The sequence below is a fragment of the Aeromonas popoffii genome (genome assembly GCF_000820025.1).
Taxonomy (GTDB): Bacteria; Pseudomonadota; Gammaproteobacteria; order Enterobacterales; family Aeromonadaceae; genus Aeromonas; species Aeromonas popoffii.
Map to the genome: position 1 here is coordinate 13,728 of NZ_CDBI01000048.1, position 23,572 is coordinate 37,299.

Sequence of the window (23,572 nt, forward strand, 5' to 3'; positions counted from 1 at the left end):
ACTTGGCCCCGATACGACACACCCTACAGCCGCATAAAGGGGCTGTGATACACTCCGCCCATTGAACTTAGAACGCAGCCAAGATCATGCAAATCCTCCTCGAAGACCCCACCAAGGCCGCGCAGGCACACGTGCTGGCCAGCCAGCTTGACCAGACCGACTACCCCCAGTTCGCGCTGGTGTTTACGCCCGAGCGGCTGGAGCTGCGCAAGCTGGACGAACCCAAGCTGGGTGCCGTCTATGTGGACTTTGTGGAAGGAGCCGTAGCCCACAGACGCAAGTTCGGCGGCGGGCGCGGTCAGTCCATTGCCAAGGCGGTCGGGCTCAAGGCCGGTGCAATGCCTACCGTGGTGGATGCCACTGCCGGGCTCGGCCGCGATGCCTTCGTGCTGGCTTCCCTCGGCTGCAAGGTGACCTTGATTGAGCGCAGCCCTGTGGTGGCGGCCCTGTTGCAGGATGGATTGATACGGGCGGCGCAGGATCCCGAGATAGGCCCCTGGGTCAGCGAGCGGATGCAGCTGCTGCAAGGCCCCGCGGTGGATAACCTGCTGGCGCTGCCAGAACGGCCTGATGTCATCTACCTCGATCCCATGTTCCCCCACAAGCAGAAGTCGGCGTTGGTGAAAAAAGAGATGCGGGTGTTCCAGTCGCTGGTGGGGCCGGATCTCGATGCGGATGCCCTGTTGCCGGCGGCCCTCAAGATGGCGGAGAAGCGGGTGGTGGTAAAGCGCCCCGACTACGCGGGTTGGCTCAATGAGCACAAGCCCAGCATGGCCATCGAGACCAAGAGCAACCGCTTCGATGTCTATGTCATGGCGGCGCTGGCGGCGGGTTAACGGTCTGTGTGAGCCGCGGATGTAAAAAGGAGGGCCAACACCATGTTGGCCCTCCTTTTTTGTACTGTATTCAGCGAGTTGGAGCGAAGCGGATCAGCTTCTCTTCCCCTTGCCAGTTCAGGCGCAAGGTCGCCAACTCTGCCAGGCTGAGCCGCTCGCCACTGTGCAACAGCAGATACTCAACCCCTTCGCTGGCTTCTATGGTGCGGATCTTGTCATGCCACTGGTAACCATCACGGCTGGTGAGGCTCACCGGCAATTGCCAGCTGGCGGCAATTTCAAGCCAGTCGTAGAGATCGCAGCTGATAGGTTGGTAATCCGGCATGATCGGCTCCCAAACAAGCAAGTTTCTGGATCAGGCTTCCAGCAAGCGAGTGGGCCAGCCCATCTTTTGCTGGCGTTCCACTTCGAGTCGCAATTCGCTGGCGCGCAGGTAGTGTTCATCCATCCATCCCTTGGGCAGGGTCAGAATCAGCGCCTCTTCATCGGCCTGCAGGGTGAAGCTGGGTACTGTGCCCTGAGTGCGACGCATGCAGAGGATCAGCGCGATGCGCAGGATACGGGCCAGGCGGATCGCCTGACGACCGGTGACGGCACCCTGTTTCTCCAGGGTTTCCAGCTTGAATTCGTCCCGCTGGTTGAACAGCAGGGCCGACAACAGCTTTTTTTGCGCAGGGGTAAAGCCCGGCATGTCGATGTTGTCGATGATGTAGGCGGCGTGCTGCGGCGCCTTCTTGTACTCGATACAGAGGCCGATCTCGTGCAGCAGGGCTGCATAACGCAAGATCGGGCGCCCGTAGCGTTTGGAGAGTCGCCAGGCCGGTTGCAGCTGGTTGAATGCGTCGACGGCGGTATCGCGCACCCGCTCGGCGTGCTCTGTATCCAGCTGATAGCGGCTGATCAGGCTGTCTGCGGTGCGATCCCGGGCATCACAGTCGTGATTGTTGCCAAGCAGACCGTAGATCAAGCCTTCTCGCAACGCGCCGCCCGCGAGGGTCATGCTCTCGATGTTCAGGGTTTCGAAGATGGCGATCAGGATGGCGAGACCGGAGGGGAACACGGTCAGCCGCTCGGCCGCCAGCCCTTCCAGTTGCAGCTGATCCAGCCTGCCACAGGCGATGGCCTGACCCATCAGCTCCTGCAGTTTCGGCAGGGTGACCCGCTCGCTCTTCCCTTGCGCCAGCATGATCTCTTGCAGCGCCTGTACCGTGCCGGAGGCGCCGACGCAGGTGCGCCAGCCCAGCGTACGGTAGTCTTCCGCCACCTTCTCCAACACCGCCTTGGCGGCCGCGATGGCCTGTCCGAAGCGGGCTTCACTCAGCTCGCCATCACCGAAGTGGTTGTTGAGCCAGGTGACGCAGCCCATGTGCAGGCTGTTGAGCAGTTTCGCTTCGCTATGTTCGCCGATCACCAGCTCTGTGCTGGCGCCGCCGATGTCGATCACCAGCCGGTTGCCTTCCCCGGCAGAGGTCCAGGAGACCCCCTCGTAAATGGTCTTGGCCTCTTCCTCGCCAGAGATGATCTCTATGCTGTGGTTGAGCACCCGTTCCGCTTCGCTGAGGAACTCATCGACGTTGGTGGCAAGGCGCAAGGTAGCTGTGCCCACCACCCGGATGTTGTCGGCCGGAATGTCCTGCAACTGCTCGGAGAAAAGGCGCAGGCAGTCCCAGCCCCGCTCCATGGCGGCACGGCTGAGACGAAATTCCGGATCGAGCCCGGCGGCGAGGCGAACCTTGCGCTTGACCTTGGTGACGGTGCGCAGCGCACCGGCGACCTCGCGCACCACCAGCATATGAAAGCTGTTGGAGCCAAGGTCGATGGCGGCATAGAGCGGCGAGTTGTACAACTGGGCCTGTCCTTCAGCTCTTGCGCGGCGGACGACGACGGTTGTTGCTGTTGGCACCACCCTGGCGATCCCGCATGTTGCGGTTCACCGGCTGGCGGTTACGAACGACCCGTTTCGGTGCGGTCACGTCATCCAGCAGCGCCTCGCGGTCATACTTGCTGACCGGGATCGGGTGGTGGATGTACTCCTCGATAGCAGGCAGGTTGAAGGCATAGTCTTCACAGGCCAGGCTGATGGAGTGACCGCTCTTGCCGGCACGACCGGTACGCCCGATACGGTGCACATAGTCCTCGGCGTCGTCGGGCAGGTCGTAGTTGAAGACGTGGGTCACGTCCGGGATGTGCAGACCACGGGCAGCCACGTCGGTGGCGACCAGGATGTCCAGCGACCCCTTGGTGAACTCTTCCAGGATCTTCATCCGCTTCTTCTGCGGCACGTCACCGGTCAGCAGACCGACACGGTGGCCGTCATTCTCCAGCCACGCATGTACGTCTTCACAGACATGCTTGGTGTTGGCGAACACGATGGCCTTTTCCGGCCACTCTTCTTCCATCAGAGAGAGCAACAGCAGCATCTTGTCTTCGTTGGAGGGGTAGAACAGCTCCTCCTTGATGCGCACGCCCGTCATCTGTTCAGGCTCCACCTGCACGTGTTCCGGGTGGTTCATGTGCTCGTAGGCCAGCTCCTGCACCCGCAGGGAGAGGGTGGCGGAGAACAGCATGCTTAACCGCTCGGTCGGTGCCGGCATGCGGCGGAACAGGAAGCGGATGTCCTTGATGAAGCCCAGATCGAACATGCGATCGGCTTCATCCAGTACCACGACCTGAATATTGCTCAGGTCGATGACCTTGGACTTGAAGTAGTCGATGATGCGGCCTGTGGTGCCAATCAGGATGTCGACGCCCTGCTCCAGCACGGCCAGCTGCTTGTCGTAACCTTCGCCGCCGTAGGCGAGGCCGAGTTTCAGGCCGGTAGAGGCGGCTATGCTGTCGGCATCGTTGTAGATCTGTACTGCCAGTTCCCGGGTGGGCGCCATGATGATGGCTCTGGGTTGGTTAACCAGACGGGGATTGGTCAGCGGGTGGGTCAGCAAATAGTTGAATGTCGCGGCCAGGAAGGCAATGGTCTTGCCGGTTCCTGTCTGGGCCTGACCGGCAAGGTCATGGCCTTCTACCAGCAACGGCAGAGACAGAGCCTGGATGGGCGTGCAATAGTGAAATCCCTTTGATTCCAGACCAGCCAGAACTTCGGGTTCGAGGCCCATTTGGGCGAATTTTTCGGTCGTTAAGTGTGTTTTGCTCATGGCGGTAGGTTATCAGGTTAGGCTTGCAATAATAAACAGGATCATTTCAAATAGGGCAACTATTGCCTTTGTTGATACGTCAATAAAGCCTTAATTACTGACTGGAGTTGGAGATGAGTGACAAGATTGTTCAGCTGAGCGATGCCAGCTTCGAGGCAGATGTAATCAAAGCCGATGGCGCCGTTCTGGTCGACTTCTGGGCCGAATGGTGCGGTCCGTGCAAGATGATTGCCCCGATCCTGAACGAAGTCGCCCAAGAGTATGCCGGTCGTGTGACAGTGGCGAAATTGAACATCGACCATAACGCCGACACTCCGCCCAAGTATGGGATTCGCGGTATTCCGACCCTCTTGCTGTTCAAGAATGGCGAAGTGGCTGCGACCAAGGTCGGTGCCCTGTCCAAGACTCAGCTGAAAGAGTTTCTGGACGGTAACCTGTAATAATCAAAAAGGAGCGCATTGCAATAATGCGCTCCTTGTATTTTATCACCTAGACGCTCGTCCCGATTGGTGCTAGTTTATCGTTCGTTTGCTAACCTTTTTGCCTGACTCTTTGCTTAACAACAGCCCGGCAAATCAAATCCGATCAGCATCAATCCAGCAGACTGTCTCCTCATTTCAATCCTTGCTTACAGACTTTCACCACTATGAATCTGACTGAATTAAAGAACACTCCTGTGTCCGAGCTGGTCAAGCTTGGCGAATCCATGGGGTTAGAAAATCTGGCTCGGGCGCACAAGAAAGATATTATTTTCGCGATCCTCAAGGCACATGCCAAGGGTGGTGAGGATATCTTTGGCGACGGTGTGCTGGAAATCCTGACCGATGGTTTTGGCTTCCTGCGCAGTGCAGACGGCTCCTATCTGGCAGGCCCGGACGATATCTATGTCTCCCCGAGCCAGATCCGCCGCTTCAACTTGCGTACCGGCGATACCATCTCCGGCAAGATCCGGCCACCGAAAGAGGGCGAACGTTATTTCGCGCTGCTCAAGGTCAACGAGGTCAACTACGACCGTCCGGAAAACGCCCGCAACAAGATCCTGTTCGAAAACCTGACTCCCCTGCATGCCAACGAGCGTCTGCGCATGGAACGGGGCAATGGTTCGACAGAAGATATCACTGCCCGCGTGCTGGACCTGGCTTCCCCCATCGGTAAAGGCCAGCGCGGCCTGATCGTGGCGCCGCCCAAGGCCGGTAAGACCATGCTGCTGCAGAACATCGCCCAGAGCATCGCCTACAACCACCCGGACTGTGAACTGATCGTCCTGCTGATCGACGAACGCCCGGAAGAAGTGACCGAGATGCAGCGCATGGTGAAGGGTGAAGTGATCGCTTCCACCTTCGACGAGCCGGCATCCCGTCACGTCCAGGTCGCCGAGATGGTGATCGAGAAGGCCAAGCGCCTGGTCGAGCACAAGAAGGATGTGGTCATACTGCTGGACTCCATCACCCGTCTGGCCCGTGCTTACAACACCGTCATACCCTCATCCGGCAAGGTACTGACCGGTGGTGTGGACGCCAACGCCCTGCACAGACCCAAGCGCTTCTTCGGCGCCGCGCGTAATGTTGAGGAAGGCGGCAGCCTGACCATCATAGCGACCGCGCTGGTTGATACCGGTTCCAAGATGGACGAGGTTATCTACGAAGAGTTCAAGGGGACCGGCAACATGGAACTGCACCTCTCGCGCAAAATTGCCGAGAAGCGCGTTTACCCGGCCATCGACATCACCCGCTCCGGTACCCGGAAGGAAGAGTTGCTGACGACCGGTGACGAGCTGCAGAAGATGTGGATCCTGCGCAAGATCATTCACCCCATGGGTGAGATCGACAGCATCGAGTTCCTGATCGACAAGTTGGCTGCCACCAAGACCAACGACGAATTCTTTGACTCCATGCGGCGTCAACAGAAGTAATCTGGTCGGACAATGACGAAACCGCGGCTTAGGTCGCGGTTTTTGTTTATCTATTTTCCGGTCGCTTGAGTAGTATGAAACCTCGATGTCACAAGGACAGGGACGTCATGAAGCTGGTACTTCTGATAGGACTCGGTTGGCTGATGGGCATGCCGGTGCATGCTGCCCCCCCTTCGGTGCCCAGATCCGAGCTGGTCGCTGATGAAGGGCTGCAGGGCCATCTCGATTATCTGGGCAGCCGTCTGCAGCAGGGGCAGTTTGCTGCCATGGACTCGCTGTTGGACTCGCTGGCCGTGGGCCAGCGGGAATACCTGCTGTGCCGGCTACTTACCACCCTGGATGCCAGCCCCAGCGCAAGCTCCCCCGAACTGCTGCTGTGGGTGCGTGCCCAGTCGGTGAAGGCACCCCGTTGGCTGGTGGAGAAGGAGGTGGACGGTTTCCTGGTCCAGCAGCCTGCCTATGATTTTGCCGCTGCGGCGCGGCTGGTACTGAGCCGCTGGCAGCAACAGGTCTGGCAGGACAACTACCGCCAGCTGCTGGAGCAGAACAGCTTCGAATTCAAACAGATCTACAACAGCCGCAACCGGGACCTGGCCTTGCAGCAGCAGGCGTTGCTGGCAGTCCTCGAGCGGCAGCCGCGCTTTGTCTTGCAGCGCGAGGCGCGCAAGCTGGCCGCCATGAGCATCTTCCTGCCCGACAATCAGCTGCTGCGACAGCTGGTCGAGCGCACTGGCGATACCGCCCTCTATCAGAAGCTGTGGCACCAGCCGGTGGATCACGACAGTATCGCTGCCCTCATGAGCGTGGCCCGTTTTCATCAGGGGCAGACGGCGAGCGACCTGCTAATCGCCGCCAGCCGCAACAGTCGTTTGACATTGCCCGCCCTGCAACAACTCAGCCAGCTCTCACCCCTGCCCGACTCGGCGCAGAAGTTCCTGCTGGCCGAACTTGGCAATCGTCAGTACAGCGGTCAGGTGGCCAGTCTGCTGTTGCAGATGGATGAACCCAAGCTGCTGGCCCAGCTCGCCGATCGGCTCACCCAGCAGGAAAAGCGCCATGCCAGTCCTGTGATGCTGCCCGATACGGGTACACCCGTCGCTTCGCCGGGGTTATAATGCGGCATCGCCTGAACACAGGGTACCTGCATGAAATACAAGGATTTGCGTGATTTCATCGCGCAGCTGGAACAAAACGGACAACTCAAGCGCATCACCCGCGAGATAGATCCCTATCTGGAGATGACGGAGATCAGCGATCGCACCCTGCGTGCGGGTGGCCCGGCCCTGCTGTTCGAAAATCCCAAAGGTTACCGCATGCCGGTGCTGACCAACCTGTTCGGCACCCCGGATCGGGTCGCCATGGGCATGGGCCAGCCCAACGTCGGCGCCCTGCGTCAGGTGGGTACCTGGCTCTCCTACCTGAAGGAGCCCGAGCCGCCGCGCGGTCTCAAGGAGCTGATGGAGAAGCTGCCCATCTTCAAGCAGGTGCTCAATATGCCGACCAAGCGGCTCTCCTCCGCCCCTTGCCAGCAGGTGGTGCTGGAAGGGGAGGCGGTCGATCTGGACCAGATCCCGATCCAGCACTGCTGGCCCGGTGATGTGGCGCCCCTGGTCACCTGGGGCCTTACCATTACCCGCGGTCCCTATAAGAAACGGCAGAACCTCGGCATCTACCGCCAGCAGAAGATCGGCAAGAACAAGCTGATCATGCGCTGGCTGGATCACCGCGGTGGCGCCATCGATTTTCGCGAGTGGCAGGAAGCCCACCCGGGCGAGCGCTTCCCCGTGGTGGTGGCGCTGGGCGCCGATCCTGCGACCATACTCGGCGCAGTGACGCCGGTGCCGGACAGTCTCTCCGAATATGCCTTCGCGGGCTTGCTGCGGGGCAGCCGCACCGAAGTGGTGAAGGCGCTGAGCTGTGAGCTGGAGGTGCCCGCCAGCGCCGAAATCGTGCTGGAGGGGTATCTGGAGCCGGGGGAGATGGCGCCCGAGGGGCCTTACGGGGATCACACTGGTTACTACAACGAAGTGGACGAGTTCCCGGTCTTCACTATCACTCACATGACGATGCGCCGTGATGCCATCTACCACAGCACCTACACAGGCCGTCCGCCCGATGAACCGGCGGTGCTCGGCGTGGCATTGAACGAGGTGTTCGTGCCGCTGTTGCAGAAGCAGTTCCCCGAAATAGTGGATTTCTACCTGCCGCCGGAAGGCTGTTCTTACCGGATGGCGGTGGTGACTATCAAGAAGCGTTACCCGGGCCATGCCAAGCGGGTGATGCTGGGGGTCTGGTCTTTCCTGCGCCAGTTCATGTACACCAAGTTCGTGATCGTCTGCGATGACGACATCAACGCCCGCGACTGGAAGGATGTGATCTGGGCCATCACCACCCGGATGGACCCGGCCCGGGATACCACCCTGATCGAACACACCCCGATCGACTACCTCGACTTCGCCTCGCCTGTCTCCGGCCTTGGCTCCAAGATGGGGCTGGATGCCACCAACAAGTGGCCGGGGGAGAGCAACCGCGAGTGGGGGCAACCCATAGTCCAGGACGAGGCGGTGAAGCAGAAGGTGGATGCCATCTGGGATGAGCTGGCTATTCTCGGCTAGGCCTGGTTGCTTGGGATTTATATCACGCGGGCCGGGTCGACCCAGCCCGGCCAGCCAGAGGATCCGTGCTGCCACCGCCGTTCGGGTATAAAAGGTTGATGATCTCCGGGCGGAATTGGGTATGCTCGGGAAACCTGACCAGCTGCACTGGTCGTCAATCTACAGTGAATCAATGAGCGAAAGCGGGCCGAGCGAGCCCGTCACAAGGATAAGAATGCAACGTATCAAGTGCCGCGTAGAGGAACTGCGCGAATATGTCGACACCATCTGGCACGTGGCCCTGACGCCGCAGCAAGCGGTCAGCTTCAAGCCGGGTCAGTATCTGCTGGTGGTGATGAGCGATTCGGACAAACGCCCCTTCTCTATCGCCAACTCACCGACCCGCCCTGGGGTACTGGAGCTGCAGATCGGCGCCACCCCCGAGAACGCTTATGCAGGTCAGGTGCTGGCCCGCATGCGCGAGCAGGGAGAGATAGAGATCGAACTGGCGGCAGGCAAGGCCTTCCTGCGGGAAGAGTCGCCCCGTCCGTTGATCCTGATGGCGGGGGGCACCGGTTTTTCCTATGCCCGCTCCATTCTGGAGTTCCTGATAGACACCGGCAGCAAGCGCCCCGTCTTCGTCTACTGGGGGGTGCGCCAGGCGCACTGGCTCTATGAACAGGAGCAGATGCAGCAGTGGGAGCGCGACTATGCACCGCTGACCTTCATCCCTGTGGTGCAGGAGCCGGAAAGCGACTGGACCGGCAAGACGGGTCTGGTGCACAAGGCCATCATGGATGACTTCGTCAGTCTGCATGACTACGACATCTATGTGGCTGGCCGTTTCGAGATGGCTGGAGCGGCGCGGGAGGAGTTCAAGATCCTCGGTGCCGAGCCGGAGCGCATCTTCGGCGATGCCTACGAGTTCATCTGAGTTGAGCGTGCGAATCGGTAGGCATCAAAGCGGTGTCAGTCGTATATGACGGCCGATTGCGATGGCGCTTGAGCTTCAGAAACAACAAACCCCAGCCTGGCTGGGGTTTGTTTTATGCGCCGTGCGAGCCGGCGGTGTCAGCGTGTTACTCGCCTTTGGCAGCGAGCTGCTGTTCCAGCTGCGTCAGCTTGGCCTCGAGGGCGGTCAGCTTCTCGCGGGTGCGCAGCAGCACCTTGGTCTGCACGTCAAACTCCTCGCGACTGACCAGATCCAGCTTGTTGAGCTGGGACTGCAATACCTGACGGATCTTCTTTTCCACCTCTTCACCCATGCTGCGAATGCCGGGCGGCAGCGAGTTGTGCACCTGTTTGGCGATCTCTTCCAGTTTCTTCGGGTCGATCATGTGGTTCTCCTTAAGCAATGGCGACATTCTACCGACAATTAAGCCGCTTTGCCGAGATCGGGGTGGCTTTTTGCCATCAGGAGCTGGGGGCGTTGCTGGTCGGGTCTGGTATCCGGAGTGAAGCTGTTAACCTATCGGGTCCCGTTTCTATTCCAATTCCTTGATGTTGTACACAAAAAAAGCAGATCAGATGACCGACCAGACGCTTAAAAAATGTTGCGTTTCTGTTAATATGGTTCGGTCGGGTTTTCACCCTACCCCGTCAGCACATCATGGATAACAACTAAAAAGAGATAAGGATATGAAAAAGAAGCTAATTTATGCCGCAGTTGTCAGTGCCCTGTTGGCTGGCTGTGGTGGCAGTGATGATAACAAAGGCGACACTTCAAGCTATCTCGACTATCTGTTGACCGGTTCCAACGCAGTGCGCCCCAGTGCCCTGGCGGCCCGGGCCAGCGATGGTACCCTGAAATTCTCCACCGAGACCGCAGATCTCTCCAACCCTGTTTCCGCCATGTCGACGCTGGATGGTTGGTCTACGACCCAGGCTATCCAGATCGTGCCGGTCACCTCGTCTGGCATCACGGTTCAGGCACCGACGGCGGCCGAGTTTGGCGCTTCAGTGGCTCCGCTCTACCTGCTGGAGTTGACCTTCGACAGCACGGCGCTGCGCCCGAGCGGCGTGAAGACGGTGCTGACCTACGGTGTGGACTTCGTGGTGGCCGCCTCGGCCGGCAAGCTGAACCTGGTTCCGCTCAAGCCGTTGAACCCCTCCTCCTATTACATGATAGTGGCCACTGATTCGCTGAAAGACAGTCGCGGCGATGCCCTCAAGGCAGGCAGTGACTACGGCAACTACAAGAACAACGCCGGCAGCAATGCCCAGGAGCAGACCATCAACGGTCTGATCGCGCTGCAGGAAGGGCTGTTCAAGGCCGCGACCGGCATCGCCGCGGACCATGTGATCTTCTCCGACTGGTTCGGTACCCAATCCGGCGCCGATGTGCTGGTGGCGGTGAAGAGTGCCGCCGCTTCCGTGCTGAAGAGCCCGACTCTGGACGCCGCGTCGCTGTGGAAACAGGATGCCAAAGGCAACATCAGCCTGCCGGGCGCTTATACGATTAATGGCCTCAATGGCGGGGTGCCCTTCCTGACCCAGCTGGACAATGAGCAGTTCCTGCCGCAGGAGCAGAAGGGTGCCATTGCCGCCGCCGTTGCCGCCAGCCCGACGCTGACCGGCATCGCCGGCATGACGCAGGTCTACACCGGTAGCGTCAAGCTCCCTTACTTCCTATCTACCCCAGCGATAGCCGGTTCATGGGACAAGGCCAAGACCCAGTCCTGGCACGGTGCCATCCCCAGCCTGTACGCCATCGCCAATGCGCTGAAAGCGTCTGACAGCGAAGTGATCACCGGACTGGTGGGGGCGGGCGTGGATCCGGCCCTGCTGGGTGAGCTGATTGCCGATCCGACCCGCCAGAGCGAGCTACTGGCCGAGGCGAGCAAGCTGATCGGGGTGACGCTCACTTCCGGCGGCAAGCCGCTGGATGCCGAGCGCAATATCGGTCGCTTCAACCCGCTGCCGATGCTGGAAGAGGTGCAATCCGTGCCGATGCGGATCTTTGCCGCCGCACCGCTCAATACCATTACTGATGTGATCATCTATCAACACGGGGTCACCTCCATCAAAGAGGACTCCTATGCGCTGGCGCTGGGCCAGATCGGCGCGGGCATGGGGGCAAGTAAAAAGGTGGCCGTAGTGGTGATCGATCATCCGCTGCACGGTGAGCGTGGCTATGCCCTGAGTGGCAGCACGGATACCGTCACCACCTCCGACAATCCGATGCCGTACCTGAACCTGAGCTACCTGACTGTGGCGCGGGACAACCTGAAACAGAGCGTGGCGGATCTGCTGGGCCTGCGTCTGGCTATTGGCCTGGCCAACGCCAAGGGGTTGGGTACTCAGCTCGGTGGTGCCGGCCTCAAGGTGCATTTCCTCGGCCACTCGCTGGGGGCCATTGCCGGAGCCAATCTGCTGGCAGTAGCCAACCAGTCCATCGGCAACGCGCAGGCGGATGCCCTGTTCAAGTTCGACACCGGTGGCCTGGCCATGCCGGGTGGCGGCATAGCGCCGCTGTTGCTGAACTCGCCGGCCTTCGGTCCGACCATCAAGATGGGCGTGCTGACCGGCGGCAGTGCCGAGCTGAAAGCCGGTTTCGCCGCCTATGCTCCCAACTGCCAAACGGCGGTGCCGACCTGCTTCGTCAACGAGTTCCTGCCGAGCCTGGACGCGGCCACTCAGGCGACCGCAGCCAGCACGCTGCAGAGCTACAGCTTCGCGGCTCAATCGCTGCTGGATTCGGCTGACCCGATCAACCTCGGTCGCGGCATCAAGGCGGACTTCCCGCTGTTTGCCACCGAGATCGTGGGTGACGGTGCGCTGAGCCTGTCGGATCAGGTGATCCCGAACAGCATTGCGTCCGCGCCGCTGGGTGGTACCGAGCCGTTGTTCAAGGTGCTGGCACTGCAGCCCCTGACCGCCACTGGCGCGGCCAGCCGCAACGCGGCCCGCTTCGTGGCCGGTGGTCACAGCTCGCTGCTGGCACCGGACGAGAACTTCGACCCGAGCGGTGACGTTACCACAGAGATGCAGTCACAATTTGGCAGCTTCTTCATGAGTGGCGGTACCCTGGTCCAGGTGACCAATGGCAGCCTGCTCAAGCAGTAAGCCAGTCGGCTAATAAGAACGCCGCCCTTCGGGGCGGCGTTTTCGTTTCTGCGACTGGGGCAGGGCAAACCGTCAGGCTGGCTGGTGGTTTCTGTCCAGCCAGCCTTGCAGCAGACCGACCAGCAGACCCACCAGGTGGGCCATGTTGGCCGTGCTGGTGCCGAGCAAGTCGAAGAAACCGAGCACCAGCCAGAACAGCATGAAACCCATCAGCGCCGGTGGCAGAGTGAGGCCGCAGGCCGGTTGCAGCTTGCCGCGCAGCCAGCAGTAGCCGAGCAGGGCATAGACAACACCGGAGAGGCCGCCAAACCGCGGGCCACTGACGAAGAACTCGGCGATGTTGGGCAGGGCAGCCCCCACCAGCAGCAGGATCAGCAGCTTGCCGCTGCCGAGGCGCTGCTCTATCTGGCCCCCCAGATACCACCACCACAGCAGGTTGAACACCAGGTGCAGCACCGAGAAGTGGATAAAAGCCGGGGTGAAGTAACGCCACGCCTGCCAGTCGGTGAACTGGGCCATGGTCAGGTGGAATGCCAGCTCGTCAAAGATCGGCAGGCCGATGGCATTCAGCGCATAGATGGCCAGACAGGCAATGATCACCACCAGGGTCAGCGGCCCCGCCTGATGGAGGAAGTCTGTGATGGGATCCGTCATTCCCTTGCTGTAGTCGATGCGGGCATCGGCGCTGCCTGATTGCCAGGAGGCCTCCATGTAGCGCGGATGGGTCGGCTCGGCCAGGAAGCGTTTCACCTCCAGCTGGGCCTGGGCGAGGCGCTGCTCGTCCGCCAGCCAGACCGAGACGCCGAGCTCGGACTGGGTCAGCTCGCAGGAGATGCCCAGCGTCGCAAGGTAGTCCACCAGCGCCTGGGCCATGCGGGCGTTATCGAGCACCAGCAGCTGGATCATGCCGGTTGAGGAAGACTTGCCCGCCCCTGTCATGCGTCGCCTGCCTGAACGGGGAATGCTTTGCGCCACGCCTCGAAGCCGCCATCCAGGCTGTAGACCTGGTCATAGCCCTGTTGCAGCAGATACTGGGCTGCCCCCTGGCTGCTGTTGCCGTGATAGCAGATCACTATCACGGGGGTATCGAAATCCACCTCATCCATGAAGCGCACCAGGGTGCCATTGGTGAGGTGGAAGGCGCCGACCGCGTGGGCAGCCTCGAAGGATTGCGGATCGCGAATATCCACGAGGCGGGCTTCACCAGCGCTGAGCTTCTGGTGGGCATCATGGGCACTGATATGGGCAAACTGGTCCATTGAGAGGTCCTGCGAATAGGTTGATTACCGGTCAGTGTACCGCAAGCCGGGGCGCAAACTAACCCCACAAAAGATAAGGGAGCCAGCGGCTCCCTTGTCATTATGGTGAATGTCGACACGCCTGTCAGCCGCCGAGATAAGCCTGCCGCACGGCCGGGTTGGCGAGCAGGGCTGCACCTGTGTCATGCAGTACCACATGGCCGTTCTCCAGCACATAGCCCCGATCGGCCAGTTTGAGTGCCTGGTTGGCGTTCTGCTCCACCAGGAAGATGGTCATTCCCTTCTGGCGCAGCTGCTCTATGGTGTCGAAGATCTGCTGGATGACGATGGGGGCCAGCCCCAGTGAGGGTTCATCCAGCAGCAGCAGGCGCGGCTTGCTCATCAGGGCGCGGCCGATGGCCAGCATCTGCTGTTCGCCGCCTGACATGGTGCCTGCCCGCTGCTCCAGCCGTTCGTGCAGCCGCGGGAACAGGGTGAACACCTGATCCAGCAGCCCATGCTGTTCGGCCTTGTCGACGAAGAAAGCGCCCATCAGCAGGTTCTCCTGTACCGTCAGGCGGGCGAAGATGCGACGCCCCTCCGGCACCACGGCGATGTCCTTGCGCATGATGCGGGCCGTGGTGAGGGAGCTTATTTGCTCCCCCTCGAACCAGATGCTGCCGCTGCTGGGCTTGGGCTCGCCGCACAGGGTCATCAGCAAGGTGGTCTTGCCGGCGCCGTTGGCGCCGATCAGGGTGACGATTTCCCCCTCTTTCACCTCGACGCTGACGTCATGTAGTGCCTGGATCTTGCCGTAGTGGGTCGATACGTTGCGAAGTTCTAACATCGTGACTCCTTGGGTCCTACGATTCGCCCAGATAGGCCTTTATCACGGCTGGATTGTTGCGGATCTCATCCGGCTTGCCGTGGGCCAGCGGGGTGCCCTGATTGACCACGAAAATGCGGTTGGAGATGCCCATCACCAGCTTCATGTCGTGTTCGATAAGCAGCACAGAGACGCCAAATTCGTCCCGCAGGTTGATGATCAGCTCGTTCAGTTCATCGGTCTCGTGCGGGTTGAGGCCGGCGGCTGGCTCGTCCAGCATCAGCAGATCGGGCCGGGTTGCCATGCAGCGGGCGATTTCGAGCCGGCGTTGCTGCCCATAGGCCAGGTTGCCGGCGGTGCGATTGGAGAGATCCTTGAGGCCCACCTTCTCCAGCCAGAAGGCGGCGTGTTCCAGCCCCTCCTGCTCGGCACGGCGAAAGGCCGGGGTTTTGAACAGGCCGGCGATGAAACTGGTGTTGAGGTGGCGATGCTGGGCCACCAGCAGGTTCTCCACCGCCGTCATCTCCTTGAACAGCCGCACATGCTGGAAGGTGCGTACTATCCCCTTGCGGGCGATGAGGTGACCGGGTAGCCCCTGGATCTCCTCACCCTTGTAGCGAATAACGCCGCCGCTCGGGCGATAGAAGCCGGTCAGGCAGTTGAAGACGGTCGTCTTGCCCGCGCCATTGGGGCCAATGATGGAGATCACCTCCCCTTTGTCTATGTCCAGCTTGACGCCGTTGACTGCGAGCAGCCCACCGAAGCGCATCGACAGATCAGAGACGTCCAATAACTTCTGATGAGTGCTCATTTCTGTAGCTCCAGGTGAGGTCTGGTCATCGGCAGCAGTCCCTGTGGTCGCCAGATCATCATGAACACCATCAGCAGGCCGAACATCAGCATGCGGTACTCGTTGAATTCACGGGCCAGCTCAGGCAGCACCGTCATCACTATGGCCGCCAGCACAACCCCGATCTGGGAGCCCATGCCGCCCAGCACCACAATCGCAAGGACGATGGCCGACTCGATAAAGACGAAGGATTCCGGGCTGATAAAACCCTGGCGCGAGGCGAAGAAGCTACCGGCGAAACCGGCAAAGGTGGCGCCAATGGTGAAGGCAGTCAGCTTGATGATGGTGGGGTTGAGCCCCAGCGACTTGCAGGCGATCTCATCCTCCCTCAGTGCTTCCCAAGCGCGGCCCAGCGGCATGCGCAGCAACCTGTTGATGACGAACAGGGTGGCCACCACCAGCACCAGCGCCATCAGGTAGAGGAAGATCACCTTGTGGTTGGCGTTGTAGGCGATGCCGAAGAAGTCGTGGAAGGTGCCAAAGCCACCGTCCTTGACGGTGCGGTTGAACTCCAGGCCGCCGAGCGTCGGTTTGGGAATGCCGGAGATGCCGTTCGGGCCGCCGGTGAGGCTGGTCATGTTGTTGAGCAGAATGCGAATGATCTCGCCAAAGCCCAGGGTGACGATGGCCAGGTAATCTCCCCGCAGCCGCAACACAGGAAAGCCGAGCAGGAAGCCGAAGGTAGCCGCCATCAGGCCCGCGATGGGCAGACACTCCCAGAAGCTCAGCCCGAAATAGGTGTTGAGCAGGGCATAGCTGTAGGCGCCGACCGCGTAGAAGCCGACATAGCCCAGATCGAGCAGACCGGCCAGGCCCACCACCACGTTCAGCCCCAGTCCCAGCATGATGTAGATCAGGGTGAGGGTGGCGAGATCGATGGCGCCTCGCGAGGCCATGAAGGGCCAGCTCACCGCAAACAGCAGCACCAGCACGGCGGTGAGGTTATAGAGCTTTGGTGCCTCTTCCGGGCTTGGCAGCACCAGCTTGTTGAAGCCGATGGAGAAGCCGCTGATGGAGCCGTTGAACAGCCGGCTGATCTGGCCGCGCAACATCTGGAACCAGAATACCAGGGCGGCACCGCCCACCAGCCAGGCCAGTGACACGTCGAGGCGGCTGATGACCAGCAAACGGGTGCCGTCGGTCTCGAGCTTGAAGCCGAGCAACCAGAAGGAGAGCACCAGCAGGACCAGACTGGCGATACAGGCGTGGATAAATTGGCTTTTCATCAGTCTTTCTCCCCTTCCGGTCGGCCGAGAATGTCGCTGATGGACATGAAGAGCCGCATCAGACAGGAGGCAGGTGCATGAATAAATTGATGTTTTATCATACTTTTTCGACCTCCGGGCGACCCAGAATGCCGGTGGGCATGAACAGCAAGACGCCGATCAGCAGGACGAAGGCCATCACATCCTTGTACTCGGTGCTGAGATAACCGGCGGTGAGTGCTTCCACCACCCCCAGCAGCAGGCCGCCAAGAACGGCGCCGGGAATGCTGCCTATGCCGCCCAATACCGCTGCAGTGAAGGCCTTCAGGCCAGCCATAAAGCCGAGGTAGGGGTTGATGACGCCGTAATACATGCCGAGCAGCACGCCCGCGACGGCGGCCAGGGTGGCCCCCAGTACGAAGGTGATGGAGATGACCACGTGGGTATCTATCCCCAGCAGGTTGGCCATCTTGATATCTTCCGAACAGGCGCGGCAGGCTCGGCCCATGCGGGAGCGGCCGATGAACTGGGTTAGTACCAGCATGGTGATGAAGGTCACCACGAAGATGATGAGCTGCATGTAGGAGAGGCTGGCCTGGAAGCCGTCCTCGGCGCCCAGGGTCCAGCCCCCGGAGATCAGGGTGGGCATGGCGATATCACGCGAGCCCTGCGCCATTCGCATCATGTTCTGCAAGAAGATCGACATGCCGATGGCGGAGATGAGGGGGATGAGGCGGTTGCCGCCCCGCAGTGGGCGATAGGCGACCCGCTCTATGGTCCAGCCATAGGTTCCCGTGATGATGATGCTGACCAGGAAGGCGCCTCCCAGCAGCAGGAAGGTGCTGTCGATGCCCATCATCATTAGCCCGGCCATCACCATAAACGCGACATAGGAACCAATCATGTAAACCTCGCCGTGAGCGAAGTTGATCATGCCGATGATGCCATAGACCATGGTGTAGCCAATGGCGATCAACGCATAGGTGCTACCTATGGTTAACCCGTTCAGCAGCTGCTGAACCAGGTAAAGGAGGTGTTCGGACATACTGCGATCCCTGTGCTTGCCCGCAAAGAAAAGAGGGGTGACTCATGTCACCCCGACCGGCAGATTATTTGACTTGGGTGGAGGTACCGTCGGCGTGCCACTGGAACACACCGAATTCAAAGCCTTTCAGGTCACCACTCGGCGCCCAGCTCAGGGTGCCCATGACGGTATCGATCGGTGTGGCCTTGATGGCGGCAGCGACCGCAGCCGGGTCATCCTCACCCGCCTTGGCAATACCGGCCGCCAGGGTCTGCACCGCAGCATAGGTAGTCCACACGAAGGGACCGGAAGAGTCCTGACCCTTGGCCTTGAACGCCGCCACCAGCGGGGCGTTGGTCGGCACCAGATCGTACTTGTTCGGCAGGGTCACCAGCAGACCTTCGGAAGCCGGGCCACCGATGGCGGAGATGTCTTTGTTGCCCACCCCTTCCGGACCCATGAACTTGGCCTTCAGGCCCTTCTCCCCTGCCTGACGCAGGATCAGACCCAGCTCAGGGTGGTAGCCGCCGTAGTAGACGAAATCGACGTTCTCTTTCTGCAGCTTGGCGATCAGGGCGGAGAAGTCCTTGTCACCGGCCGTGACGCCTTCAAACGCCACCACTTTCACGCCAGCCTTGTCCAGAGATGTCTTCACGCTGGTGGCGATGCCTTCACCGTACTGTTTCTTGTCGTGGATAATGGCCACGCGCTTGGGCTTGACCTGATCGATGATGTACTTGGCGGCGGTCGGGCCCTGGTCGCTGTCCAGACCTATGGTGCGCAGCACCAGCTGATAGCCGCGCTCGGTGATCTTGGGGTTGGTGGAGGCGGGGGTGATCATCAGCACGCCTTCATCTTCATAGATGTCGGAGGCGGGCAGGGTGTTGTCTGAGCAGAGGTGGCCGACCACGAACTTGACACCGTCGTTGATCACCTTGTTGGCGACCGCCACGGCCTGCTTGGGATCGCAGGCGTCGTCATAGATGATGGCTTCGATCTGCTTGCCATTGATGCCGCCAGCCTTGTTGATTTGCTCGACCGCCATCTTGCCGCCGGTGAACTGCATGTCACCATACTGGGCGACCGCGCCGGTGACCGGGCCGGCAATGCCGATCTTGATGGTGTCAGCCGCCTGGGCCAGTGATACCGATCCGAACAGAGCCACAGAAACCGCTGCCCTGACTGCCATTTTGCTCAACTTATTCATCGATTCGTCCCTTAATCAGTGGATTGTTTCATTGCCCGTGTGCCATTCCGGACCGAGATCCCGCCAGTCCGGTAATAGTTATGGTTCTATCATTCCTCGCTGGGCAATAACAAGCTGTTAAAGATACTAACCAGAGCGGGTGAGATAGTGCTTTTTTGAAGCAAATAGCTGATTTGAAATTATTTTTTAGACGTTAATACCGATTTGTGGAGTTAACATCTTCATAACAAGGTGTGCTGGTGACAGATGGTAGATGAAAAAACTGATGATATTTTACTCTGACACTGCTCCCGTTTTGACCAAAATCCGTTTGCGCAAATAGAAAGGAGCACCTAGATTAGCCTGCATTGACAATTCATCGGCAGTGCCTGTTAAAACCAAGCCTTTATTTGGGAAATCTGCTAATGTTCCGCTTTTGATATTCAGGAGACAGAGATGGCCACTATCAAGGATGTCGCCTCACGGGCAGGCGTATCCATCTCCACCGTCTCACATGTACTCAATCACACCCGTCGGGTCAGCGAAGATGCAACCCAAAAAGTGCTTGAGGCGGTGGCAGAACTCAACTACGCGCCCAACTCGGTAGCGCGCAGCCTCAAGATAAACTCAACCAAAACCATAGGCATGCTGGTCACCACCAGTGCCAACCCCTTCTTTGCTGAAGTGGTGCAGGGGGTGGAAGCGTACTGTTTCGAACAGGGTTACAGCCTGATCCTGTGCAACACCGAAAACCAGCCGCCCCGCCAGCAGCATTACCTGAGAATGCTGATGGAGAAGCGGGTCGACGGCCTGCTGGTGCTGGGAACCGATATCGACACCCCGCTGCGTGACATGCTGCGCATTCACAAGAATGTGCCGCAGGTGGTGCTGGATTGGGGAACCGAGTGCGATTTCGCCAACGTGATCAACGACAACGCCCGTATAGGTGCGCGTCTGGCCGTGCGCCATCTGCTGGAGCAGGGGCACACGGACATCGTCTGCATCACGGGCCAGATCGCCAAGCCGACCACCCAGCAGCGACTGGATGGGGTACGCGACGCCTTGGGCGAACATGGCCTGACCCTGAAAGACGCGCAGATCTTCGAAGGGGATTACGAGAGCCAGAGCGGCTTCGATGCCATGCAGCGCATCCTGGCCCTCACGCCTCGCCCGACGGCTGTGTTTGCCTTCGACGACCCCATGGCCATCGGTGCCATCTGCGCCGCCTGGGAAGCCGGGGTCAAGGTGCCGGACGACATCTCCATCATCGGCTATGACGACGTGGAAATGGCGCGCTTCTCCAGCCCGCCGCTCACCACCATTCGTCATCCCAAGGCCGAGCTTGGCCTGCTGGCGGTGAAGCACCTGGTGAGCCGGATCCGCAACAAGGCGCTGGAAGTCGAGTCCATGACGGTAGAGCCCGAACTGATCGTTCGTCGCTCGGTCAAATCCCTGCGCTGACCGAACAGCAGTCGTTGGCACCACGAAAAACCCCCTCGTTCACCGAGGGGGTTTTTGTTTATGGGCGATTTATTGCAGCGGCGGCCAGTAATCCTTGTTGGCGGCCACCAGGTCATCCAGGATGGCCTTCGCCACCGAGGCGCTCGGCACCGTTTTGGACAGGGTGATCGCCTGCCACAGCTTCTGGTAGGAGCGTTCGACCCAGGCTTCCACCACCAGCTTCTCGACCGCCACCTGCTGGCCCATCAAGCCCTGCTGGAACAGGGGGATAGTGCCGACCCGCAAGGGCTCCGGCCCGCTGCTGCCCACCAGGCAGGGGATCTCGACCATGGCTTCGGGGTCGAAGTTGCTGATGGCGCCCCGGTTCGGGACTATCAGCAGCATTCGCTCCTGGGTGTTGAAGGCGATGGCGGTGGCCAGATCCACTATATAAGAGGCGTGTTCGTCTATCTCCAGCTCGCCCGCTGCTGAGTGACCCGCCTTGACGATGGCACGGCAGGCGCTGAACACCTGTTTCTCGCGATGCTCCATCACCTCATTGGCGCGGGTATGCTCCGGGTTGGCATGGGCGACCACATAGTCCGGGTAGAGGTAGTACTTCAGGTAGGTGTTGGGCAGGGTATCCGGATCGAGCGCCCACACATCCCTGGCCTTGGCGAAGGTATCGTTCCAGCTTGCCTCGGCATGACTGGCGTGATCGGGCACATAGCCGTGGCGGGCGACATGCTCCTTGATCTGCGGCATCAGGTCGTTGCCTGCCAGATCCTCGATACGGGTCCACCAGCCGAAGTGGTTGAGGCCGTAATAGCGTACCCGCATCTCCTTGCGTGACTTGAGGCCGGCGATCTGGGCCATGCGCCCCTCGATCCCGATCGGCATGTCGCAGATGTTCAGGATCTTGGCGTTGGGACGCAGGCGGCGGGTCGCCTCCGCCACTATGGCTGCCGGGTTGGAGTAGTTCAGCATCCAGGCGTTGGGGGAGTACTGCTCCATGTAATCGACCAGCTCCAGCACGCCGCCGATGGAGCGCATGCCGTAAGCGATGCCGCCCGGGCCGCAGGTCTCCTGACCGACCACGCCGTGACGCAGGGGGATCTTCTCGTCCAGCTCGCGCATCGGGTATTTACCGACCCGGATGTGGGCCATGACAAAATCCACCTCGCTGAAGGCTGCCTTGGGGTCAGTGCCGTAGCTGAAGGCAATCTCGGGTGCCTTCTCCTTGAGCAGGATCCGGCATGCCTCGGCGATGACTTCCTGGCGGGCACCGTCGTTGTCGTAGAACTTGATCTCCTTGAGCGGGAAACGATGCTGGTTCTCCAGCAACATCAGAACGATACCAGGAGTAAAGGTGCTGCCGCCGCCGGCGATGACTACAGAGAATTTTTTCATGATCATGACTCCGTTACGAAAGAAGAGGATTGAGTGGGGTTGTTCATTATCGATTCCATATTTTCACGTACCTGAGGCACATGCAGACCGATAATGATTTGGATGCTGTCGCCATGGCGAACCACACCATGGGCGCCCAGTTGTTTGAAAATGTCATCTGCCGCCGCCTGGCTGGCATGTATCAGCGATATTCTTAAGCGGGTGGCACAATTATTCAGGCTCCTTATATTGTTGCTGCCGCCGAGTGCCTCGATAATTTGAGTCGCAATATCACTGCCTCGTTGTTGTTTGGCTGCCTGATAGTCCGCTTTGGAATACAGCTTTATTTCGCTGTCTTCCCGCCCCGGGGTTTTCAAATTAAATTTCAGGATCAGGCTTTTGAATATCAGGAACCAGAGCCCGGTGAACGCCAGGCCTATGGCTATCTGGGTAAACATCATGCTGGCATGGTTGTGGAACATGGGGATCCAGTTCTGCGGCAGGAACTGGTCGAGCAGGCCGCCGCCCATGTTGCCGACGACACCGAACAGGTACATGACGGTGGCCATGGTGGCGGCCAGCAGGGCGTGGATGGCAAACAGCAGCGGCGAGATGAAGAGGAAGGTGAACTCCAGCGGCTCTGTGATGCCGACCAGCATGGCGGTCAGAGTGGCCGGGATCAGCAGGCCTGCCACCTTGGCCTTGTTCTCTTTGGCTGCCGTTGCGTAGATGGCCAAGGCAATCCCCATGGCACCGAAAATCTTCGAGTTGCCATGCAGGGCAAAGCCACCCTGAGGGAACTGCTCAATCAGCGGGCGAGTGCTCTGGCTGAACTCCTGCAGATGCTGGGCCCAGTAGAGCTGGATGCCACCTTCCACTGCCGCAGGGCCGAAGATAAAGGGGCCATAGATAAAGTGATGCAGGCCGGTCGGGATCAAAATTCGCTCGAGGAAGGTGTAGACCCAGACACCGAGCGGGCCCGAGATCAGCATGAACTCCTGCAGGGAGGCGATGCCCATCTGTACCTTGGGCCACCCCTGCAGGGTCAGCCAGGCGCAGGGGATCATCACGAAGAAGGCGACGATGGTGACAAACGAGCTGCCCTGAAAGATGCCGAGGAAGACCGGCAGCTGGCGGTCAAACAGGCGGTTGTGCAACGCCGTCACTATGCCTGAGATGAAGATGGCACCTATGATGCTGGTATCCAGCGTCTTGATCCCGGCCACCATGGCGAGGCCACTTTCACCCCCCACATCCTGACTGAAGTCGACTCCGAAATAATTGCCCCAGGTGATCCCCATGGCGTTGATGAAATAGTTCCAGGTCATGAAGCTGACCAAGACGGAGAGACAGGCTCGTGCCTGCGCCTTATTTGCCAGTCCTATGGGCAAGCCAATGGCAAATATAAGTGGCATGTTTCTGAATACGGTCCAGCCACCCTCTTCAATAATATGGACTATTTGAAAGAACAACCCTTGCGGGTTGGCCAGCGACTCTCCCACGAACATGGGGTTTTTCAGCATGATTGCAATGCCCACTACCATACCTGCAAATGGAAACAGTAGTACAGGAGTAAACATTGCTCCGCCAAAGCGTTGAATTTGACTGAGCATATATTGTCCCTTTATTAAAAGCGTTTTTGATAGGGTGTCGTTGGTGTTGCTGAATTGAACCTAACAACAATGCGTCAAGCCCTCATGAAATAGATGGTGGTTATGTGATCCGGCGCATGCTCTTATTTAGACAAAGAGATCTAAATTTTGAGATATTGTTGTACCTCTTGTTTTTGTGACGTTCTTGTTGTTTTATTTGAATTTAAACTTATTTATTTTCAATTGCTTGGGCCTGATGAGCCTCA

General features: G+C 59.6%; 21 protein-coding genes. 8 read left to right on the top strand and 13 right to left on the bottom strand.

The genetic code is table 11. The annotated features are described in order from the left end of the window. Positions 1-86: 86 nt before the first annotated feature. Positions 87-836 carry a class I SAM-dependent methyltransferase gene (locus BN1129_RS09605; RefSeq protein ID WP_042036067.1) on the top strand — a complete coding sequence of 250 codons (750 nt, stop codon included), beginning with the start codon at positions 87-89 and terminating at the stop codon, positions 834-836. A gap of 70 nt (positions 837-906) precedes the next feature. Here BN1129_RS09605 and BN1129_RS09610 read toward each other — a convergent pair whose 3' ends face one another. Genes BN1129_RS09610 through rhlB form a run of 3 tightly spaced genes read right to left on the bottom strand, consistent with a single transcriptional unit; the run spans position 907 to position 3,985 of the window. Further along, positions 907-1,161: a Rho-binding antiterminator gene (locus BN1129_RS09610; protein ID WP_042036068.1), complete on the bottom strand. Its 255-nt coding sequence runs from the start codon at positions 1,159-1,161 to the stop codon at positions 907-909. 30 nt (positions 1,162-1,191) lie between these two features. Continuing rightward, on the bottom strand, positions 1,192-2,682 hold the full coding sequence (gppA, locus tag BN1129_RS09615; RefSeq protein ID WP_042036069.1) for a guanosine-5'-triphosphate,3'-diphosphate diphosphatase: 1,491 nt from the start codon (positions 2,680-2,682) through the stop codon (positions 1,192-1,194). Positions 2,683-2,695: 13 nt separating this feature from the next. Continuing rightward, positions 2,696-3,985, bottom strand: coding sequence for an ATP-dependent RNA helicase RhlB (rhlB, locus tag BN1129_RS09620; RefSeq protein ID WP_042036071.1), 1,290 nt, complete (start codon positions 3,983-3,985; stop codon positions 2,696-2,698). Between the two features lie 113 nt (positions 3,986-4,098). Between rhlB and trxA the strand changes: the two genes are divergently transcribed. The 5 genes from trxA (at position 4,099) to fre (ending at position 9,425) form a co-directional block, all read left to right on the top strand. After that, complete coding sequence (trxA, locus tag BN1129_RS09625) at positions 4,099-4,425, top strand: thioredoxin TrxA (RefSeq protein WP_005307306.1); 327 nt, start codon at positions 4,099-4,101, stop codon at positions 4,423-4,425. A 206-nt stretch (positions 4,426-4,631) separates the two neighbouring features. Next, a complete protein-coding gene (gene rho / locus BN1129_RS09630) occupies positions 4,632-5,897 on the top strand; it encodes a transcription termination factor Rho (RefSeq protein WP_042036072.1) in 1,266 nt (421 codons plus the stop codon). Positions 5,898-6,004: 107 nt separating this feature from the next. Then, on the top strand, positions 6,005-7,012 hold the full coding sequence (locus BN1129_RS09635; RefSeq protein ID WP_042036074.1) for a hypothetical protein: 1,008 nt from the start codon (positions 6,005-6,007) through the stop codon (positions 7,010-7,012). A 30-nt stretch (positions 7,013-7,042) separates the two neighbouring features. Further along, on the top strand, positions 7,043-8,512 hold the full coding sequence (ubiD, locus tag BN1129_RS09640) for a 4-hydroxy-3-polyprenylbenzoate decarboxylase (RefSeq protein WP_042036075.1): 1,470 nt from the start codon (positions 7,043-7,045) through the stop codon (positions 8,510-8,512). A gap of 214 nt (positions 8,513-8,726) precedes the next feature. After that, positions 8,727-9,425, top strand: coding sequence for an NAD(P)H-flavin reductase (gene fre / locus BN1129_RS09645; RefSeq protein WP_042036076.1), 699 nt, complete (start codon positions 8,727-8,729; stop codon positions 9,423-9,425). A gap of 145 nt (positions 9,426-9,570) precedes the next feature. On the opposite strand, the gene ubiK is transcribed toward fre, so the two are convergent. After that, positions 9,571-9,828, bottom strand: a complete 258-nt coding sequence (ubiK, locus tag BN1129_RS09650; protein WP_042036077.1) for a ubiquinone biosynthesis accessory factor UbiK — start codon at positions 9,826-9,828, stop codon at positions 9,571-9,573. 301 nt (positions 9,829-10,129) lie between these two features. Here ubiK and BN1129_RS09655 point away from each other — a divergent pair, with 301 nt between their 5' ends. After that, entirely contained in the window at positions 10,130-12,556 is a 2,427-nt protein-coding gene (locus BN1129_RS09655) for a VolA/Pla-1 family phospholipase (RefSeq protein ID WP_042036078.1), read from the top strand. A 72-nt stretch (positions 12,557-12,628) separates the two neighbouring features. Here BN1129_RS09655 and glpG read toward each other — a convergent pair whose 3' ends face one another. From glpG to BN1129_RS09690, 7 genes are all read right to left on the bottom strand, one after another. Beyond that, positions 12,629-13,462, bottom strand: a complete 834-nt coding sequence (gene glpG, locus BN1129_RS09660) for a rhomboid family intramembrane serine protease GlpG (protein WP_042036117.1) — start codon at positions 13,460-13,462, stop codon at positions 12,629-12,631. Positions 13,463-13,491: 29 nt separating this feature from the next. Then, a complete protein-coding gene (gene glpE, locus BN1129_RS09665) occupies positions 13,492-13,815 on the bottom strand; it encodes a thiosulfate sulfurtransferase GlpE (protein WP_042036079.1) in 324 nt (107 codons plus the stop codon). Positions 13,816-13,939: 124 nt separating this feature from the next. Next, positions 13,940-14,641: an ABC transporter ATP-binding protein gene (locus tag BN1129_RS09670; protein WP_042036080.1), complete on the bottom strand. Its 702-nt coding sequence runs from the start codon at positions 14,639-14,641 to the stop codon at positions 13,940-13,942. A gap of 16 nt (positions 14,642-14,657) precedes the next feature. Further along, positions 14,658-15,431 carry a high-affinity branched-chain amino acid ABC transporter ATP-binding protein LivG gene (livG, locus tag BN1129_RS09675; RefSeq protein WP_042036082.1) on the bottom strand — a complete coding sequence of 258 codons (774 nt, stop codon included), beginning with the start codon at positions 15,429-15,431 and terminating at the stop codon, positions 14,658-14,660. Next, a complete protein-coding gene (locus BN1129_RS09680; RefSeq protein WP_042036083.1) occupies positions 15,428-16,696 on the bottom strand; it encodes a high-affinity branched-chain amino acid ABC transporter permease LivM in 1,269 nt (422 codons plus the stop codon). The genes livG and BN1129_RS09680 overlap by 4 nt, the downstream gene beginning before the upstream one ends. A gap of 97 nt (positions 16,697-16,793) precedes the next feature. Next, complete coding sequence (gene livH, locus BN1129_RS09685) at positions 16,794-17,720, bottom strand: high-affinity branched-chain amino acid ABC transporter permease LivH (protein ID WP_042036084.1); 927 nt, start codon at positions 17,718-17,720, stop codon at positions 16,794-16,796. A gap of 64 nt (positions 17,721-17,784) precedes the next feature. Further along, entirely contained in the window at positions 17,785-18,906 is a 1,122-nt protein-coding gene (locus BN1129_RS09690) for a branched-chain amino acid ABC transporter substrate-binding protein (protein ID WP_042036085.1), read from the bottom strand. Between the two features lie 435 nt (positions 18,907-19,341). On the opposite strand from BN1129_RS09690, the gene BN1129_RS09695 reads away from it, so the two are divergent. Then, on the top strand, positions 19,342-20,346 hold the full coding sequence (locus BN1129_RS09695; protein ID WP_042036086.1) for a substrate-binding domain-containing protein: 1,005 nt from the start codon (positions 19,342-19,344) through the stop codon (positions 20,344-20,346). Between the two features lie 69 nt (positions 20,347-20,415). On the opposite strand, the gene BN1129_RS09700 is transcribed toward BN1129_RS09695, so the two are convergent. Beyond that, complete coding sequence (locus BN1129_RS09700; protein WP_209418496.1) at positions 20,416-21,741, bottom strand: 6-phospho-alpha-glucosidase; 1,326 nt, start codon at positions 21,739-21,741, stop codon at positions 20,416-20,418. Then, on the bottom strand, positions 21,738-23,327 hold the full coding sequence (locus BN1129_RS09705) for an alpha-glucoside-specific PTS transporter subunit IIBC (protein ID WP_042036088.1): 1,590 nt from the start codon (positions 23,325-23,327) through the stop codon (positions 21,738-21,740). The genes BN1129_RS09700 and BN1129_RS09705 overlap by 4 nt, the downstream gene beginning before the upstream one ends. Positions 23,328-23,572: the final 245 nt, after the last annotated feature.